The organism is Hippea sp. KM1, assembly GCF_000526195.1.
GTDB lineage: Bacteria > Campylobacterota_A > Desulfurellia > Desulfurellales > Hippeaceae > Hippea.
Genome location: NZ_JAFP01000001.1, coordinates 236,271 through 254,650, shown reverse-complemented (window position 1 = coordinate 254,650; position 18,380 = coordinate 236,271). Strand labels below are relative to the sequence as shown.

16 protein-coding genes are annotated in these 18,380 nt (G+C 31.3%); all 16 read right to left on the bottom strand.

Annotated elements, in window-relative coordinates; genetic code table 11:
• From pglA to rfbA, 16 genes are read right to left on the bottom strand one after another with little or no spacing between them, the layout of a single operon-like run.
• Positions 1–1,101, bottom strand: a complete 1,101-nt coding sequence (pglA, locus tag D891_RS0101320; RefSeq protein WP_025209244.1) for a N,N'-diacetylbacillosaminyl-diphospho-undecaprenol alpha-1,3-N-acetylgalactosaminyltransferase — start codon at positions 1,099–1,101, stop codon at positions 1–3.
• Positions 1,098–2,909 carry an asparagine synthase (glutamine-hydrolyzing) gene (gene asnB / locus D891_RS0101315; RefSeq protein ID WP_025209243.1) on the bottom strand — a complete coding sequence of 604 codons (1,812 nt, stop codon included), beginning with the start codon at positions 2,907–2,909 and terminating at the stop codon, positions 1,098–1,100. Before asnB (D891_RS0101315) ends, pglA begins: the two co-directional genes overlap by 4 nt.
• The gene (locus D891_RS0101310; RefSeq protein ID WP_232227875.1) at positions 2,885–4,606 is read right to left on the bottom strand and encodes an ABC transporter ATP-binding protein/permease; all 1,722 of its coding nucleotides are present in this window, start codon (positions 4,604–4,606) and stop codon (positions 2,885–2,887) included. Before D891_RS0101310 ends, asnB (D891_RS0101315) begins: the two co-directional genes overlap by 25 nt.
• The gene (locus D891_RS0101305; RefSeq protein ID WP_025209241.1) at positions 4,599–5,735 is read right to left on the bottom strand and encodes a glycosyltransferase; all 1,137 of its coding nucleotides are present in this window, start codon (positions 5,733–5,735) and stop codon (positions 4,599–4,601) included. Before D891_RS0101305 ends, D891_RS0101310 begins: the two co-directional genes overlap by 8 nt.
• Complete coding sequence (asnB, locus tag D891_RS0101300; protein ID WP_025209240.1) at positions 5,732–7,519, bottom strand: asparagine synthase (glutamine-hydrolyzing); 1,788 nt, start codon at positions 7,517–7,519, stop codon at positions 5,732–5,734. The genes D891_RS0101305 and asnB (D891_RS0101300) overlap by 4 nt, the downstream gene beginning before the upstream one ends.
• Positions 7,512–8,450, bottom strand: coding sequence for a glycosyltransferase (locus D891_RS0101295; protein WP_025209239.1), 939 nt, complete (start codon positions 8,448–8,450; stop codon positions 7,512–7,514). Before D891_RS0101295 ends, asnB (D891_RS0101300) begins: the two co-directional genes overlap by 8 nt.
• A 9-nt stretch (positions 8,451–8,459) precedes the next feature.
• On the bottom strand, positions 8,460–9,368 hold the full coding sequence (locus D891_RS0101290) for a glycosyltransferase family 2 protein (protein ID WP_025209238.1): 909 nt from the start codon (positions 9,366–9,368) through the stop codon (positions 8,460–8,462).
• Entirely contained in the window at positions 9,365–10,294 is a 930-nt protein-coding gene (locus D891_RS09365; protein WP_025209237.1) for a glycosyltransferase, read from the bottom strand. The genes D891_RS0101290 and D891_RS09365 overlap by 4 nt, the downstream gene beginning before the upstream one ends.
• Before the next feature lie 2 nt (positions 10,295–10,296).
• Positions 10,297–11,385 (bottom strand): DegT/DnrJ/EryC1/StrS family aminotransferase, encoded by a 1,089-nt coding sequence (locus tag D891_RS0101280; protein ID WP_025209236.1) that lies wholly within the window; start codon positions 11,383–11,385, stop codon positions 10,297–10,299.
• Between the two features lie 18 nt (positions 11,386–11,403).
• Complete coding sequence (locus D891_RS0101275; RefSeq protein ID WP_025209235.1) at positions 11,404–12,486, bottom strand: FkbM family methyltransferase; 1,083 nt, start codon at positions 12,484–12,486, stop codon at positions 11,404–11,406.
• The gene (locus D891_RS0101270) at positions 12,477–13,559 is read right to left on the bottom strand and encodes a Gfo/Idh/MocA family protein (protein ID WP_025209234.1); all 1,083 of its coding nucleotides are present in this window, start codon (positions 13,557–13,559) and stop codon (positions 12,477–12,479) included. Before D891_RS0101270 ends, D891_RS0101275 begins: the two co-directional genes overlap by 10 nt.
• Positions 13,556–14,707, bottom strand: coding sequence for an ATP-grasp domain-containing protein (locus tag D891_RS0101265; protein ID WP_025209233.1), 1,152 nt, complete (start codon positions 14,705–14,707; stop codon positions 13,556–13,558). The genes D891_RS0101270 and D891_RS0101265 overlap by 4 nt, the downstream gene beginning before the upstream one ends.
• Positions 14,704–15,105 carry a sugar 3,4-ketoisomerase gene (locus tag D891_RS0101260; RefSeq protein ID WP_025209232.1) on the bottom strand — a complete coding sequence of 134 codons (402 nt, stop codon included), beginning with the start codon at positions 15,103–15,105 and terminating at the stop codon, positions 14,704–14,706. The genes D891_RS0101265 and D891_RS0101260 overlap by 4 nt, the downstream gene beginning before the upstream one ends.
• Positions 15,065–15,886: an N-acetylneuraminate synthase family protein gene (locus tag D891_RS09075; RefSeq protein WP_025209231.1), complete on the bottom strand. Its 822-nt coding sequence runs from the start codon at positions 15,884–15,886 to the stop codon at positions 15,065–15,067. Before D891_RS09075 ends, D891_RS0101260 begins: the two co-directional genes overlap by 41 nt.
• Positions 15,876–16,940 (bottom strand): dTDP-glucose 4,6-dehydratase, encoded by a 1,065-nt coding sequence (gene rfbB, locus D891_RS0101250; protein WP_025209230.1) that lies wholly within the window; start codon positions 16,938–16,940, stop codon positions 15,876–15,878. The genes D891_RS09075 and rfbB overlap by 11 nt, the downstream gene beginning before the upstream one ends.
• Positions 16,937–17,806 (bottom strand): glucose-1-phosphate thymidylyltransferase RfbA, encoded by an 870-nt coding sequence (gene rfbA / locus D891_RS0101245; RefSeq protein WP_025209229.1) that lies wholly within the window; start codon positions 17,804–17,806, stop codon positions 16,937–16,939. The genes rfbB and rfbA overlap by 4 nt, the downstream gene beginning before the upstream one ends.
• Positions 17,807–18,380: the final 574 nt, after the last annotated feature.

The following is an 18,380-nucleotide window of genomic DNA, read 5'->3' as shown; positions in this document are numbered from 1 at the left end:
TTAATCCAAAATTTCATTATACAATCTCAAATATTGCTCAACAACGATCTTAACATCAAACTCTTTCAATACCTTTTCTCTCCCTCTTTTGCCAAACTCTTTCCTAATTTCAGGATTATCTATTAGAAATTCAATTTTTTCAGCCAGTGCCTTGCTATCCTTAACAGGCACTAAAAAGCCATTTACGCCATTATCCACAACCTCCTTGCAACCAACCGTGTCTGTGGTGACAATGGGCTTTTCCATTGACGCTGCCTCTAATAAAGTTCTTGGGATGCCCTCTCTATAGCTGGGCAGAACGAATATATCGCAAATTGACAGAAGCTCTTTTATATCACTTCTAAAGCCTAAGTAATTAATATTTTTCCAGCCTGGTATAAACGCATTCTTGTTGCCCCTGTCTATTTCTCCTGCATATAGAAAGTAAGCCCTATCTTTCAACAACTCGGCAGCTTTTATATACTCTTCAACGCCTTTATCTCTAATAACCCTTGCAACCATTAGAACAACAGGTTTATCGCCCAACCCCAATTCCTTTATTAATTTTTTGTTTTTTGGCATGGGCTCGAAGGCTTTTGTATCTATTCCGCTCCCTTTTATCAAAACAGCTTTCTCTTCTGGTATTATACCCTTATTAACAAAGTGATCCAAATCGTCTCTATTTTGAAAGACAATCCTTTTTGTCCTGCTTGAGGTGCATTTATACAGCGCCTCTATCAATACCCTCACACCAACAGACTTGATGTCATCATGAATAAAAAAACTCCCCAAACCTGTGATAGTGTTAACTATATTCTTAGCACCCGTGAGATTCCCGTATATGTTTGGTTTATGCATAAAAGTGTGCAGTATATCGGGCGAAATATCATGAACTATGCTTCTAATGAGCTTTAGGGTCTTCAACTCTTTAAAAGGATTCAGACTCTGCCTTTCTATCTCATAATTTACAGGTGTAATGCCGCATTCTAAGAATTTTTCCAAAAACTCACCCTTTGGCGCTATTGCATAAACCCTATGCCCCTTTTTAACCAACTCCTTCATAATGGGCAGTCTAAAAAGATATAGATTCAAATCTAAATGCGACAGAAAGGCTATTTTCATAAATTATTCTTCCATACCTCAAGGCAAAACATAGACCACAACATCTTGGCTCTTTTTTCCTCTGAGACCCTTATCCTGTTCTCCAGCAATCTATCGATAAAGCTCCTATTTATGAAATTCTCCGAATAGCATCCTTTTTGCAAATAATCAAAAATAGCCTCTTTAAGTTCACTATTCACCCATTTTTTTAGAGGAACCTCAAATCCCCTTTTTGGCTGTTTAATCAATTTCTTGTGAAGGTATTTTTCTGCTAATCTCCTTAAAATATATTTCGTGGTTGCCCCTCTGACTTTCAGGTTGTCCTCCAACAAAGGAGCAAACTCCAATATGCCTTTGCCAAGAAAAGGGCTTCTTGCCTCCAAAGAGTTGGCCATCGTCGCAATGTCCATTTTAATCAACAGATCCGAAAATAGTATAAGCTCAAAATCCAAATATAGAAACTTGGATAGATCCGTTAGCATGTTATCATTGAGCACTTTTTTAACAAACCCATTAAGTCTGTTAAGTTGAAATGCGTCTTTAAACTCATACACATCCTCAAATACATCCGTGGTTGCCGATAAATAAAGATCAAGCCCTTCCTTGTTAGACATGCTTGCCAACCTATACAGGTAATTGTAATGCGACTGCTTTTCTTTTGGCGGAGGGAGCATTCTAAATAAAAAAGCCAATCTTTTAAAACGCCTCAGCAACCTATTTGCAATAGGAACATAACGCCTATATCCCCCAAACAACTCATCTGCTCCATCCCCGTTTAAAACAACCGTGATGTGTTTTTTTGCCTCTCTACTTACATAATAACTCGGTATAGCCGATGAATCCATAAAAGGCATTCCGTAATTGGATAGAATCTTCTCTATATCGTTTTTTAGATCCATTGTGATTTCAATCTCTGTATGGTCGGTTGAGTACATCTGTGAAGTCAATTTAGCAAGATTGGATTCATCGTAAGCCCCTTCGAATTTTACAGTAAAGGTCTTTAACCTCTTTGTAAACTCAGAAGCTATTGCAACAACCAAAGAGCTGTCTATGCCCCCACTTAAAAACGCTCCAACCTCAAGATCCGACGCAAGCATCCTATCTCTTATGCTTTCTGTCAATTTTTCATCCAAAGCCTCCAAGATTTCATCTTCCTTTTTATTAAGCCTATCTTGTCTGTAATATTTCTCAATATCAAAATATCTCTTTGTTTTTATAGTGTTATCGCTAAGATCATAAATCAAAAAAGATCCGTTCTTTAGTTTTTTAACATCTCTAAACGGTGTATACTCAAAAGGAAAAAAACCAGTCCTTAAATATGTATAGATAGATTCTTCATTCGGATAAATACCCTCCAAAAACCCAAAAGCCTTAAGCTCACTGGCAAAAAAGAGCTTATCGCCCTTTTTATAATAAAAAAGGGGTTTTTTACCCGCCCTATCTTTTGCTAAAAACAGCTTGTTTTCTTTTTTATCAAATATACAGAAGGCAAACATGCCATCAATCTTGTCAAACATTTTCTCTTTATATTTAATGTATAGATAGAGCAGGGTTTCTGTATCGCAATTTGTCTTAAATTTGAATTCCTGCAAATAGTGTTTTCTCAACTCTAAATGGTTATAAATTTCCCCATTAAAAACAATCAAAAAATCCTTATATTCAAAGGGTTGCCTTCCCTGCTTAATATCTTGAATTGCAAGCCTTGTGTGAAAAAGAAATAGGTTTTTACTCTCCCATCTCCCCCAATCATCAGGCCCTCTGTGTTTTAAAGAGTTCAGCAAAAAATTATAATCAGCTTTTATATTCACCCCGCCTGCAATTCCACACATCTTTTAATCTCTCCATTCCTAACTTCCACAATCCTATCGCACCTATCCAGGGTTGAAGTTCTATGAGCGACAATTATCATCGTTTTGCTTTTGCCTATCCTGTATATCTCATCCATAATCTTTGCCTCTGTTTGGGAATCAAGAGAACTCGTTGCTTCATCCAACACCAATATTTCTGGATCACCATAGAGAGCTCTTGCAATTGCAACCCTTTGTTTCTGTCCTCCGCTAAGCATAACTCCGTTTTCCCCAACTCTGGTATATATACCATTGTGATTTTTCTCTAAAAAATCCAAAATATTGGCCATATCCAAGACCTTTCTAACTTTTTCCTCATCTATCTCCTCTCCAAAGGCAACATTCTCAGCTACCGTCCCATCAAATAGATATATAGTTTGAGGGATGTAACCTATCTTTTTCCTCCAGGATTTAACATTTTTCTCACTCAATTTTCTATTATCAACCAATATTTCTCCTTTTGCTGGTTTGTAAAGCCCTATAATTAGATCGACTAAAGTGGATTTGCCACTTCCGCTTTTGCCCATTACTCCTATTTTTTCACCCTTCTTTATAGTTAAGTTTATACCCTTTAATACAGGCTTATTTTTTTGGTATTCAAACCACACATCCTTTAACTTTATTTCTCTTCCAAATTCTATCTTTTCATCCTTTAGTGCCTCAGGCTCATACAATAAATCAGCATGAGTTATGTCTAAAGATTTTAGATAGAATAAAACCTGATTGTATGAGGTATAAATTCTATTTACACTCGGCATCAACCGGTATAATCCCAAAACAAACATACTCAGGATAGGCAACGCAGCCTTTATATCACTTTTGTACTTATACACCAAATACACCACTATGAGTGAAATTAAACCAAAACCTATAGCCTCCAGGAACAGTCTTGGCACCTGCACCAATGTCTGATTGAGTATGTTAACCTTAGCAAAACCATAACTGGCCTCTGAGAATTTCTTCAATATATCTTTATCGTTCCCTTTAAGCTTGATTATCTTAAAGTTACCAAAGGATGAGGTCATTATCTCATAAAACCTTTGCTGCATCTCGTTTCTTATCTCTCCTGCCTTTTTTATCTTGGTTGATACAAAGGTTTTCAAAATAAATACATTTATTCCAAGAAAAGTTGTTAATAGTAAAGTCATCTTCCAATTTACATATACCAACATACTGTATATAAAGATAACGACGAATATTTCGCTCATCATGAATAGAATGTTTGATATAAGTTGAACAAGGTTTTGAGCCTCGTTCACTATAGTTTTTATAAAATGAGAGGAGTTTTTGTTAACAAAATCCACATAATGCATGCCTAAATACTTCTCAAACAATTTATACGCTATAAGGTGATATCTACCCTGAGAAAACCTGCTTAGAAGGTAAAAATACAACAGATTAAATACGCTTCTAAAAATATAAAAAAATACAAGAAATAAACCAAAGGCTATAACAAAACTCACAGGCGATGAAAAACCAAAGATGTTGTATACTCCTTTTAGGTATTTATTCGAAAATATATTATTAAAATTGGTGGCAACACCTATAAAGGGCATAATTATGCCAACCCCTACAACCTCAACAGCAGAAACAGCAACAGAAAACATCAAAAGGAATGCAAGAAATTCTTTATCTCGTCTGGACAATATAACCCTTAATTTCTTAAATATATTAAGCACTTTCCAAAACCTTCTCCCACTTCTCCATAATCTTTTCTATATCAAAATCCATCGCCCTTTTTTTTGCTTTTTGAGCGTATTTTTCTCTTATATCATGGTTCTTCATGATTAGCTCCATTGCCTTTTGCATTCTATCTGCATTATTTACAGGAACAAGTATTCCGTATTCTGCTAACTCCACATCTTTTGCTTGCATCTTAAAATCTGTGTTAGGAGCAAGTATTTCCCTGGGACCACTTCTGCAGTCTGTTGAAATCACAGGAAGACCACAAGCCAAGGCCTCTAAAATTGCGTTGGGGAAGCCCTCATGATTTGAGGAAAAAACAAAACAGTCGGCCTGTTTTAAAAACTCAAACGGATTTTTTTGCCTTCCCAAGAGTTTTACCTTCTCTTCTAAGCCTATTTTACTAATTTGATCATTTAGAAACTCTTTAAGTTCACCATCGCCAATTATCCACAACTTGGCATTTAAACCCTCAATTGCCTTCAGCAGAAGGATATGGTTTTTACCTTTGTCAAGTCTACCAACCGTTATAAAAATAAACCCTTTACTTGAACTTTTTGACTTGTTGCATTCCCTTTTTAAGGCCTTGCTGTCAATGAAATTATATATGGTCTTTATGTTTGCCTTTATATTAAAAATATCTTTAAGATCATAAGCGTTGCCCTTGGAATTTGATATTATCATATCAGCAAGGTTATACAATCTTAAAAGCAACTTATTTACAACAGACAAAAGGTCTCCATATCCATATTGTAAAGAGGGCGTTGCCCTCTCGGTAATTATCGTTTTTGCTCTACCTCCAAACAACTTCGCCATTGCATTTATGTAATTAGGCCTTGAGAGAAAACTCAAAGATATTTTGATCTTATTCTTTCTTAAAAAATTTCTGTATTTCCATGCCAGAAAAGGCAGTTTTATGAATTTTTTAAATCCACTTTCATTTGGATCGGAATCTTCCAAATAGAATATATTTACATCCTTAGGTATTTCATAGAATATAGTACTATTCATCAAGACCAGAGTTATGTCATATTTATTTTTTAGATGCCTTAACAGCATAGACACAACACGCTCAGCGCCACCACTCGAAAGAGAATATATAAACAGGGAGATTCTCCTTCTCATTTAACCCTCATCAAATTCCAGAATAGATATTCATAATTATATCCTCTTTGGTGTTTTTCAAATAAGTTCAATAAGCTCTTTTTGTTGAATATAGAGCCATCCAAAGACTTTATTTTTTCAAACAAAAGCTCTTTAAGTTCATTTCTAAACCATATCTTAAGGGGAACACTAAATCCGTGCTTGGGTCTATCTACAATATCCTTTGGGATGTATTTATATAGAATTTTTCTTAAAATAGATTTTCTTCCTTTGGTTAGCTTGACCTGCTCAGGCAATTTATACGCTATCTCTACAATCCTATGATCAAGAATTGGCACCCTTGCCTCAAGTGAATAGGCCATCGTTGCCCTATCAACCTTAACGAGTATATCATCGGGTAAATACCTATAAAAATCCAATCTGCTTAAATCATCAATTGTTTTCAAATTGTTACTATACTCCAATATGCCTTTAAAAGAAATATCAAGGCCATTTAACATATCCTTATTAAAAACCATGTCTAACTGCCACGGTTTTATAGCAAAATAGAGAACAGAATATAGGTTTTCGTATGTGGGGTTTTTTACAGGCAATGCCATTTTTTCTAATTTGTCATTTGGTAAAATAGAAAAAATCCTTGATATAAGCGTCTTAAAAGGCATATGTCTCAACAGAAGATAATACTTCTTTGTAAAAAAGTACCTATCGTATCCCAAAAACAATTCATCTCCACCATCACCACTTAAAGCAACTGTGACCCTCTTCTTGGTTGTCCTACTAAGAAGCAACATTGGAAGAGCAGAGGCATCTCCAAAGGGCTCATTATAATAATAATCCAAATCATCCATTAAATCTAACACATCTTTTGCATCAAAAAAATATTCATAATGTTCGCTTCCTATAATTTGAGCTATTTTTTTTGCATACTCCGCCTCATTGTATCCCTCTTCTTTAAATCCTATAGTAAAGGTTTTAATCTGTTTATTGCTAACTTCGGCCATAATGGCACTTACCAAAGAACTATCAATGCCCCCGCTTAAAAAGGAGCCAACTTCCACATCTGCTAAAAGCCTCTTTTTTACACTATCTTTTAATAAATGCTCGACTTCTTCAACCGCCTCGTCAAAGCCAATATCAATTTTCCCTTTTGGTAAATTCCAATATCTTTTTATCTTTATATTTTCTCCATCAAAAATTAAATAATGAGCTGGTTTTAGCTTATAGATGTTTTTATAATAGCTCTTGTCGTTGGGTGTGTAACCCAAGCTGACAAATTTAACCAAACTATCTATGTCAGGTGTTTTCAGCTCATCTCTAATACCCTTCAGCTCGCTACTAAAAACAAATTCCCCATGTTGAAAAGTCCAGTATAAGGGCTTTATTCCAACCCTATCCCTTATAAGGTAAAGCATTTGCTCTTGTTTATCAAAAAGGGCTATAGCAAACATGCCATTGAGTTTGCTGATAGCTTTTTCTACACCCCATTCGGTAAAAGCCCATAGGAGCGTCTCTGTGTCTGAATGTGTCCGAAAACCTCTAAAGCTAAGTTCCCATCTTATCTCAAAATGATTATAAATCTCCCCATTAAAAACAATTACAAACCTCTCATTTTCCATTGGTTGATTGGCATTGGGATTAAGGTCTTGAATGGCAAGACGATTATGAGCTAAAAAAAGTTTTTTATTTTTAAAATCATACTCTTTAACACAACTTGCATCAGGACCTCTGTGGGATAATCTTTTATTGTATTTTTCAATCTCGTTTAAAGAAAGTTTTGTATTAAAATAGCCAAGTATATTACACATTTAATGACTTTTTAAATTTTCTTTTTAGTTTTTCTAAAGTAGAAAAATCCATACATTTATTTAGAAAATAAAAGAGTACATTTTTTGGAATTTTTTTTATTTTAATACTTGCCTCTAAATTTTTTTTAGCTTCTAAATATTTCTCCATTCTAAAATATTGCATACTTTTTTCAAACAAGATATTAGCTAATCTATATTTAATTTCATTCACGTATTCAGGATATTCTTGTATTAGAATACCACAAGTTAAAATATGATCATCTAATGTTTCAATTGTTCTAAGTAAGGTTATATTATTTGAGTGCCTCCTATATTTGCCCAACACTTCATTTATATAATAAAATTCTCCTTCTCTAATAACATCAATCAAAAATTTCCAATCAGAAGCTATTTTAATTCTATCATCAAAAAAATAAGAAGGAATATTTTCTCTTCTTATCATAACAGAACAAGCTCCCACAAAAGTTCCATACTTTATTAATTCTTTAACTGCTCCTCTTTTAGGAGTATACTGGTTAATTTCGCTAAAAAGCATCTTTTTATTGCTATTTTCAAAAATTACTTCTAAATCATGATAACAAATATTTATATTCGGATTTTTCTCTAACACTTCTACCTGTTTTTCTATTTTTGCAGGAAGCATCAAATCATCTGTTGCTACTAATGCTATATATTTACCTCTACATGCTTTCAATACATTAATTGAATTTTGAGTGATCCCTAAATTTTTTTCATTTAAAATAAGTTTAATTTTGTTAGGATATTTTTTTTTATATTTAAGTAAAATTTCTTGAGAACCATCTATTGAAGCATCATCTCCTATTACAATTTCAATATTTTTGTATGTTTGAGACAATACACTATCAAAATATTCATCTAAAAATTCTTTATGATTATAACAAGCAGAAGAAACACTAACTAATGGTCTCATCAATTGCCTTTATCTTAAAGAATTAGAAAAATATTTATCTTTATACAAAATTGCGGGGATATAAAAAAGAAAATACATCATTTTACTAAAAAGATTTTCGATACTTTTAAAACCTTTTGAATTATTATAACTTGAAAATATTATATATTTTATTAAGTGTTTAAAATAAAATTTAGGATTATAAAGTAATTGTTTAGTTACATAATTATTAATAAAAAACAAACTTTCATATTCAAATCCTTTTGAATATTTAGAACGAATATTTTTGCTTAAAGAATTTTCTATAATATAATAAATCCCCAATCTTTCATTTAAAAAATATGATTTCAAGCCAAATAATTCTAATCCTATTTTATTCCAAAAAAAACCCTCTGGAATATATCTTATTTCATCAATAACAGAAGGAACTACATAATGTTTTTTTAATATATCACTTTTCCAAACACCTCTAACTTCTCCTATTTTTGAATAATCCCATCTAAAAGCTTCTTTATGAAAAACACATCCTTCTTTTGGAAACTCTTTCCCAACATCTTCTCCAAACTGATTTTTACATAAAAAATTAACACTTACACATTCTTTATTGTTTATAAAAATATCATAAACTTTTTCCAATAAAATTTTTTCACTTGAATCATCATGTCCTATTCCATAAATAAATTCACCACAAGCTAATTCAATAGCTTTTCTTATGTTTTTAATTAACATTTGATTTTTTTCATTTCTATAATATCTTATTTTAAAATCTGCTTTTTTTATTAGATTCTTAACTAACTCTTTACTATTATCACTCGAACAATCATCAATAATAATCCACTCAAATTTATTATGAGAAAAAGTTTGATTCATTAAAGCTTCAAAAGGCCTATTTATAAATTTTGAGCAATTGTAACAAATTGTATAAACACTAAAAATCATTTTTTACTTCTTAAAATAAATTTTATTCCACCAAAAAATTTTTTACCAATAAATTTAATCCCATCTAAATTTAAATAAGCTAAACTCATCCATATAAACCTTATTCCATCTGCTTTTTGATCATGAATAAAAATCTTGTAAATTCCCGTAATAAAAAACTGTTTAAAAATAGCAACATTTCTATATTTTTTAGGAATATATTTATATATAACATCTAAAACTACAAAAATATAATCATAATTTTTTGAAACATTAGTATCATGCCTCCTATATCTCCATAAAAATTCATTAAGATACCCTAATTTATAGCCATTATTAAAAAATCTAAGCATTAAACTATAATCATCACTTATAGAAGTTAGATCCATTTTTAACCTATAAATAACAGGAAACTTAAAAACCATAGACTGAATTAAAGGACCACCTACAATATCCATATAATAAAAATTTTTAATTTTTTCTATATCTTCTATTGCATATAAATTTTTATTAAACAAATTATCCATCTCAATGGGGGCTAAAATTTTACTTTTTTCATTTATATATTTACCTTTACTACTAACTCCATCTAAATCATATTTTTTTAAAAAATCAATTTGTTTTTCAATTTTATCTTTTTCAAATATATCATCACTTGCTATACAAGCAAAAAATTCAGGATCAAACTTTTCTTTTATAAACTCCAAACCTCTATTAAAACTTCTATTTACATGCATATTTATTTCATTAAAAATATAAAAGATTTTATTGGGATATTTAGCCGCATATTCTTTAATAATTTTTCTACTATCATCTGTTGAAAAGTCATCAACTATAACTAATTTTAAATTTTTATAAGTTTGATTAATGACAGATTCAATTGACTCTCTTATATATTTTTCGTGATTATAACTTGTCATCAATACAACACACAAATCTTTTTGCATTATTAAACCTTATTTATTAAATCAGTTATTCTTTTTGCTTCTTCTAAACTCATAATCCCACTTATAGGCAAACTCAAAATTTCATTTGATAACTTTTCAGTAATAGGAAAACTTAAACTGTTCCATTCTTTATAGGCTTTTTGTTTATGTGGTGGTATTGGATAGTGAATAAGCGCTTGAATATTATTTTCGGCTAAATATTTTTGTAATTTACCTCTTTCTTTCGTTCTTATAACAAACAAATGCCAAACACTATCTGTAACTATTTTTGGTAATACAATTTTTTCATTTTTTATGTTTTCTAAATAATATTTTGCTATCTCTTTTCTTTTTTTATTTTCTTTATCCAAATACTTTAATTTTACTCTAAGCATTGCTGCTTGTATTTCATCAAGTCTACTATTATAGCCTTTATAAATATAATGATATTTTTTATCACTTCCATAATTTCTTAACGCTTTTATAACTTCGGCCAGTCTTTCATCATTTGTAGTAACTGCTCCACCATCTCCTAACGCTCCAAGGTTTTTAGCTGGATAAAAACTAAATCCACTTGCATCTCCTAAATTACCTACTTTTTTATTTTTATAATACGCTCCATGAGCTTGTGCTGAATCTTCAATAATTTTTAAATTATATTTTTTTGCAATTTTGTGAATTTTACCCATTTCACACACTTGACCATACAAATGCACTGCCATTATAGCTTTTGTTTTCGGAGTTATTTTCTCTTCTATTTTATCAGGATCTATTAAATATGTATCAATCCTTGGCTCTATTAAAAGAGGATTTAACCCTTCTTCACTTATTGCTAAAATAGAAGCAATATAAGTATTTGCAGGAACTATTATATCATCCCCTTCTTTAAAAACTCCTAACTCTTTATATCCTCTTATAATAAGTTTTAAAGCATCAAGTCCACTTCCTACACCTATTGCATATTTTGTATCACAATATTTAGCAAATTCTTCTTCAAATTTTCCTACTTCTTCTCCTAAAATATACCAACCTTTATCTATAACTTTCTCAACGACTTTGAGAATAGCATTTTTGTATTGCATATTAACTTTTTTTAAATCCAAAAACAACATACAATACAATCACTTTCTTTATTTTTTTGGAATAAAATACATAATAGTCTCATAGATACTTTCTGTATAATGTCTTAAATATATATTATAATCATCTCTGGTATTCAAAACTATTTGTGGAATTCTCCAGAAACTATTAGGAGAATGATAAACAGAAACAGCTAATTTAGGATAGTATTTTTTTATAGTATAATGCATTCCATCTAATGCCTCTTCTTCGCTTCCCTCTATATCTAATTTTATGTATGTAACTTTATCATTAATGATGCTATCAAACTTGTCCACATCTATTATTTCACCTCCCTCTTCACTCACATGAGATGATGACCCTTCTTTTTTAAACTTTAATTTCATCTTTTTACTATATAAACCAACACCATAAAAATTGATGTTTTTATAATTTTTCAGCAAGAGCATAGCTTTTTCCAAATTGCCCTTATCTGGTTCAAAAAAATATACCTTTTTATAGCTGGGACATTTTTCTATAAACAATTTAGTTGTTAGCCCATCAAATCCACCCCCATCAACAAAAATTTCTTTGTTTAAACTTAAAAAATCTTCAAAATATTGCTTATATTCACAACTTTTAAATCCTTCCAGAAAACTTAAATCATAAAAATATCTAAAATTTATTAGCTTTTTATAAATAATTTTAGACCTTTCATCTTTTAACATACCGTACACTTCCTCAAATCTTTCATGGTTTTTATCATATTCTTGAGGAAAATTTTCATTAAAAGGAAGATCGGTTAATTTTGCCGTACCATACCTTAGAAAATCTACATAATGCAACACATGCTCAAAACCTTTTTTTCGCAACTTACTTAAAGATGTTAGAATTTTCCCAGATGAAGCCACTAATATTACAGAATTTCTTTCTATTTGGTTTAAATTAAATATAGGTATATTTTTGTAAAATTTCTCACTTGTAAATTCATCTATAATTCCTTTTATTTTTGACTTAAACAGTTTTATAAGTGCATCAGTTAGGATATTAATACCAAAAATATAAAACTTACCATTTTTTTCTGTAATTTCATCTACTAGAATCATCTTATTCAAATAACCTTTATTATCTATGGTCGGTTTTATTAACAACATATTTCTCCCTCTTTGATCATTGTTAAAAATTCCATCCCTTTTTCGCAGTCAGCAAAATCAAATACAAAGACAGAAGAAAAACTTTCTCTGTTCTTTAAAATTTCCGCTATATCGTAATAATAATTTGCAAATGCCTCTATATATCCATCTGGATGTCCAACTTTAAATCTATTATATCTTTCTTTTCTTGCCTCTATTACAAAATCACTTCCTCGATCAAGTTTTAACTTATTGCCACTATCGTCACAGTAATAAAGATACTCAGGCTCAAGTTGATGCCATCTCAAGCTTCCTTTTTCTCCGTAAACCTCTACTTCTAAACCATTAGTGTGCCCAAGGGCAACTTTACTAAACCATATATTAACTACTATATCATCTTTCAAAAGCAAAATAGAGCTAACACTATCTATAACCCCCCATTGACTGAAACTCTTATTAAGACTTTTAACGCTTTTTATTTTTACATCAGAATTCAATATAAAACTTAATATACTATACAAGTGAATACCAAGATCTAAATAAATAGTAGGAATCTCATAATCTTTTCTTCTCCAGTCTTGAGGCGCTAACTTTTTATTGTTTGCCTTTTTTAAAAAACCTTCCTGAGGCATAAATAAGTTAATATTAAGCACTTTTCCAATCTTATCATTTAAAACCCACTCTCTTAATTCCCTAAGCATAGGATACCCCGTGTAATTGTATGTTACAAACAAATTTCTCTTTATGTATCCTTTTAAAGTTTTAATTTCACTTAAAGATGTTGCTATTGTCTTCTCTGATACTATAACTATTTCTTCATTTAAATTTAAGCATTCCTCTATATCATATACATGTCTATTCGTAGGTGTTAAAATACATACAACATCCAATCTTTCGTTTCTAATCATATCTTTTATAGTAGGATAAAATTTCCTTACATTATAAATTTCAGCACTTTTTTTATTGCTTTCCTTAAATCTACTGAAAACACCAGCAACAACCTCAAACCTGTCGTCCATTTCTATTGCTATCTTATGCACTCTACCAACCACAGAATTTATGCCTCCACCTACAAATCCAACTTTATACTTCATGGCTTTACTCCTTCATAATAATCAATATTTACTATATCTTTTATTGTGTTTTCTATGCTGGTATTAGATGTTTCTTTAAAGATTATCCCAATTTTATCAAAAGGAGCCTTTTTTATAGTATATCCGCTTTCTTTTAAAGGAAAAAACTCTATATTTCTTTCTTTAAAAGTTAGAGATTTTAATGTCGACACTTTATTTACCGTTATAGTATGTCTAATAATATTCTTTCTAAATTTTTCCTCGCAACAAAATTCTTTTCCAAGAAAAGCATTAACATAATTTTCAATATATCTGAATCCTGTAGTCTTTTCTATTAAGAGATTGTACAAATCCCCAGGACATCTTCTCATCGCTTCAATTATGAAAAAATCATTATTGTTTATCACCAATTGTACATGAAAAAGACCTCTACTAAGTCCTAAAATATCGATGATTTTCTCTATATACTCATTTATTTTTTTCTTTATGCTGTGCGGCAAACGGTTATCGACGTAGGAAAAATCTACTTGATACGGATATGTTAGGCAAAATTCTCTAACAAAAAACCCTTTTTTTACTTTATGCTTTTCTATAAAGACAGAATAACTATAAAGACTTCCTTCCACAAACTCCTCTATAACTACATGATCACCTTTAGTTTCTTTCTTGCGTATTTCTTTTTTAAATTCTTCATAATTGCAAATTCTTTTTATTCCTATACCACTGAATTTTCTAGATGGTTTAATAAGTATGGGATAATTTTCAAATTCTTCATTAATATCTTCTTTTTCATAATATTTAGGAGAAGATATGTTGTTTTTGACTAAAAATTCTCTGAATAAATGCTTAGTGTGCAATAACATTGTTGTGTCATAGTCATCAAACCCATTAAATACTCTCCCTAATTTTTCATTTACATAAGAAGAGCTATTATAAGAGTAATCATTGCATGTAGGCACTATAAAATCAGGTTCGTAATCTAAGCATATATTTAACAACTCCTTTTCATTGGAATAATCAACAAAGTAGCTTTTATCTGAAAATAAATGCCCTGGATCATTCTCGTATTTTCCTACAACTGCAATTTCATTACTACCTTCTCTTCTTAAATATTCCAATATAGGCAAGCTACCATAGCTACTGCCAACAACTAAAATCTTTTTCTTCATACTTTTATTGTTTTTAAAAACTCCCCATAATCTCTTATGTAATCATTTTCATCATAATAATCATTTGCTAGAACCAGTAATATACAATCTTCACTAAAATCATACATCTCTCGCCATATCATTTTATCAATGAATAAACCTTTATTTGGTCTATCTAAAATAATATCCCTAACCTTTTCTTTTCCATTATCAAGCAAAAACTTACAACTGCCTTTTATACAAATAGCAACCTGCTGCAATTTCTTGTGTACGTGAAAACCTCTCGGAGCATTTCTTTTTAGATTAAAAATATAGTAAATCCTTTTTATCTCAAACGGAATATCTTTTAATCCCTCAATAGCTATCAAATTACCCCTTTCATCTCCATTTATGTCGAGTTCTATAAATCTGATCTTCATTTGCTTTTACCTCTAAACTATTTTCAATTTTCTTACCTAAAACCTTTGCAATTTTTTTAACTTCCTCTACAATATAACAAAACTCTTTTATATTTAATTTATTCAAATAATCATTGTAAAGTTTATTTTCTCCACATTTAACATCCAATATTAAACCATCAGCCCCAGCTGCCACAGCTGCTTTTGACAAGGATAAAACACTCTCTTTTCCATCAGATCCATAAATTGGATCCACAAAGATTAGTAAGTTAACCATTTCTTTTAAAACAGGAATAGCTGAAATATCCAAAGTAGCAATCGAATTTACAGAAGAAAATGTCCTTATCCCTCCCTCACAAAGTATTATATTTGAATTTCCTCCTTTTTCTATGTATTTTGCGCTCTTTAGAAGTTCGCTCAATGTCATAGATAATCCCCTCTTTAAAAGCACAGGTTTATTTGCCTTACTCACCTCTCTTAAAAGAGGTAAGTTTTGAGAACTCTCTGTATCTATCAACAGAATATCAGCATATTTAGAAACTATAAATACATCTCTAGTATCCGATACCTCTACCATCAAAGAAAGCCCTGTTTCCTCTAAAACTTTCTTAATTTCCTTTAATCTTCCAAATACATCCTTCCGAGAATCCAAAATACACTCATAATATTTAGGAAATCTTATCGCAATTATATGGGCATTACATTTTTTTATTCTTTTTACCAAATCCAACATGCAACTAAAATCGTCTTTTACCCAAATTCCTGCAATTATAGTCAGAGATCTATCTATTTTATTTGGCATTTATATGTGTTGTATTTGAGATATTTCCATTATCTTCCTTTATTATCTTTTTTAGATACCACTTAACAGTTTTAACAATGCCACTTTCAAAATTTTCCTTTGCCTTCCATCCCAATTCAGATTTTATCTTGCTTGCATCTATTGCGTATCTTCTGTCATGTCCAGGTCTATCATCAACAAAAGTAATCAACTCTTTATAGCTTCTTCCATTTCTTCTTGGCTTTAATTTATCCAAAACTTCACAAATTTTGTTGGCAATTTCTATATTAGTCTTTTCATTTCTTCCGCCAATATTGTACACCTCACCTGGTTTTCCTTTATGGAACACCAAATCAATCCCCCTGCAGTGATCTAAAACATAAAGCCAGTCTCTAATATTCCTACCGTCCCCATATATCGGTATCGGATCTTCGTTTAAAGCGCTCCTTATAATCGTAGGAATCAGCTTTTCATTGTGTTGCTTTGGCCCATAATTGTTCGAACAGTTTGTAATTACTGTATTCAATCCATACGTCTTAAAATAACTTCTAACTATCATATCCGCACTCGCCTTACTTGCCGAGTAGGGAGAATTGGGTGCATAAGGTGTATTTTCAGTAAAAAAGCCTGTTTCCCCCAAACTACCATATACTTCATCTGTGGATATATGATGGAATCTGCATCCTTCATAATCGTTTTTATATCTAAAAGGCGATTCCATCCAAAAATTCCTTGCCACATCTATCAATGTATATGTTCCATAAACATTAGTCTCTATAAATACACCCGGATTAGCTATAGAGTTATCAACATGGCTTTCTGCCGCAAAATGAATTACACCCATTATATTGTATTCTTTGAAAACATATTCTACCAATTCTCGATTACATATATTCCCTTTTATAAATTTGTATCTTGGATGATTTTCCACTTCCCTTAAATTTTCTAAATTACCAGCATAGGTCAAAGTATCCAAATTCATTATATTATATTCTGGATATTTTTCTAAAAAATATGGAATAAAGTTGCTTCCTATAAATCCCGCACCACCGGTAACTAATATGGTTTTCACTATAGCTCCTCTAATATTTCTTCCAAATACTTCCCATAAACAGAATTGCTTAAATGTTGAATCTTTACTCTAAGTTTTTCCTTAGATATCCATTTATTTCTCAGCGCAATCTCTTCCAAACAGGCTATTTTATAACCCTGCCTTTTTTCTATTGTTGCAACAAAATGACTCGCATTTAAGAGGCTATCATGAGTCCCCGCATCAAACCACGCAAAACCTCTCCCTAATAGTTTTACCCTTAGTTTATTTCTTTTTAAATATTCCAAATTTACCGAAGTTATTTCTAACTCCCCCCTATCCGATGGCTTTATATTTTTCGCTATTTCAATCACTTCATTATCGTAAAAATAGAGTCCAACGACAGCATAATTTGATTTTGGATTTTTTGGTTTCTCCTCCAGGGATACTACATTCATTTCTTCATCAAATTCTACTACTCCGAATCTCTCAGGATCGTGAACCTTATAGCCAAAAATAATGGCTCCGTTTTTTAATTTAGTAGAATCTTGCAAGATTTGGGTAAGTCCCTGTCCAAAAAATATGTTATCCCCCAAGATTAAACAAACACTATCATCTCCAATAAATTCTTCTCCGATTATAAATGCCTCCGCTATACCATTTGGTCTAAGTTGCTCTTCATAACTTATTTTTACACCCCAATCACTTCCATCCTTAAGTAATCTCTTAAACAAAGGTAAATCCCTTGATGTAGTTATAATTAAAATATCCCTAATACCCGCTAACATCAAAACCGATAAAGGGTAATAAACCATAGGCTTGTCATATATAGGTAACAACTGCTTACTTACAATTTCTGTTACGGGATATAATCTTGTTCCCGAACCTCCTGCTAAGATAATTCCTTTCATTTAAACTACACACCTACATCGCAACATATCTTTGATAATATATCAAATTATTTTTATTTTCAATTCTTTACCACTATAAAGATATATACCGACCCACTTGTCAAGTCAATTCCTATCACTCTTCTTTTGTTTCTAACATACACCCATACAACTCAAAAGACGTCTTATACTAACTCTCATCAAACCTGAGGAGAAGTCACCTAAAAAGCTAACAAATTCATTCATTTTGTCCCCTCACATCTAATTTATAATAGACCTGAATTTTCATCTGTCAATCTTTTTATCTAAGCCATCCATAACACAAATCCCAAACACAACATTTGACAAAACCTATAGATTTTGGTAGAAGGATAGTGCTATGAGTTGTGATGGTTTGTTTTTTGAGACCAAGATAAGCAAGCAGCTAAATAACTGGTGGTGGGGTAGCGATATGTAGCTGCCCTGCTGATCGTTAACGGTTAGCCGCTTATTCTTGGCGGGCTTGCTGGCAGGGTAGCCAGGAGGCTTGCTAAGGGTAAGCGGCTTTTTTATTTGGCCGCAAACCTTAGCAAGAAGCTTTAAGGTTTGCGGCCTT

What these genes read in the sequence shown, in the direction of transcription:
- D891_RS0101260 (WP_025209232.1), bottom strand. Translation starts at nt 15,105, where the DNA reads ATGAAGATCAGATTTATAGAACTCGACATAAATGGAGATGAAAGGGGT.
- asnB (WP_025209240.1), bottom strand. Translation starts at nt 7,519, where the DNA reads ATGTGTAATATACTTGGCTATTTTAATACAAAACTTTCTTTAAACGAG.
- D891_RS09365 (WP_025209237.1), bottom strand. Translation starts at nt 10,294, where the DNA reads ATGCAAAAAGATTTGTGTGTTGTATTGATGACAAGTTATAATCACGAA.
- pglA (WP_025209244.1), bottom strand. Translation starts at nt 1,101, where the DNA reads ATGAAAATAGCCTTTCTGTCGCATTTAGATTTGAATCTATATCTTTTT.
- D891_RS0101290 (WP_025209238.1), bottom strand. Translation starts at nt 9,368, where the DNA reads ATGATTTTTAGTGTTTATACAATTTGTTACAATTGCTCAAAATTTATA.
- rfbA (WP_025209229.1), bottom strand. Translation starts at nt 17,806, where the DNA reads ATGAAAGGAATTATCTTAGCAGGAGGTTCGGGAACAAGATTATATCCC.
- D891_RS09075 (WP_025209231.1), bottom strand. Translation starts at nt 15,886, where the DNA reads ATGCCAAATAAAATAGATAGATCTCTGACTATAATTGCAGGAATTTGG.
- D891_RS0101280 (WP_025209236.1), bottom strand. Translation starts at nt 11,385, where the DNA reads ATGTTGTTTTTGGATTTAAAAAAAGTTAATATGCAATACAAAAATGCT.
- D891_RS0101275 (WP_025209235.1), bottom strand. Translation starts at nt 12,486, where the DNA reads ATGTTGTTAATAAAACCGACCATAGATAATAAAGGTTATTTGAATAAG.
- D891_RS0101305 (WP_025209241.1), bottom strand. Translation starts at nt 5,735, where the DNA reads ATGAGAAGGAGAATCTCCCTGTTTATATATTCTCTTTCGAGTGGTGGC.
- asnB (WP_025209243.1), bottom strand. Translation starts at nt 2,909, where the DNA reads ATGTGTGGAATTGCAGGCGGGGTGAATATAAAAGCTGATTATAATTTT.
- D891_RS0101265 (WP_025209233.1), bottom strand. Translation starts at nt 14,707, where the DNA reads ATGAAGAAAAAGATTTTAGTTGTTGGCAGTAGCTATGGTAGCTTGCCT.
- D891_RS0101270 (WP_025209234.1), bottom strand. Translation starts at nt 13,559, where the DNA reads ATGAAGTATAAAGTTGGATTTGTAGGTGGAGGCATAAATTCTGTGGTT.
- D891_RS0101295 (WP_025209239.1), bottom strand. Translation starts at nt 8,450, where the DNA reads ATGAGACCATTAGTTAGTGTTTCTTCTGCTTGTTATAATCATAAAGAA.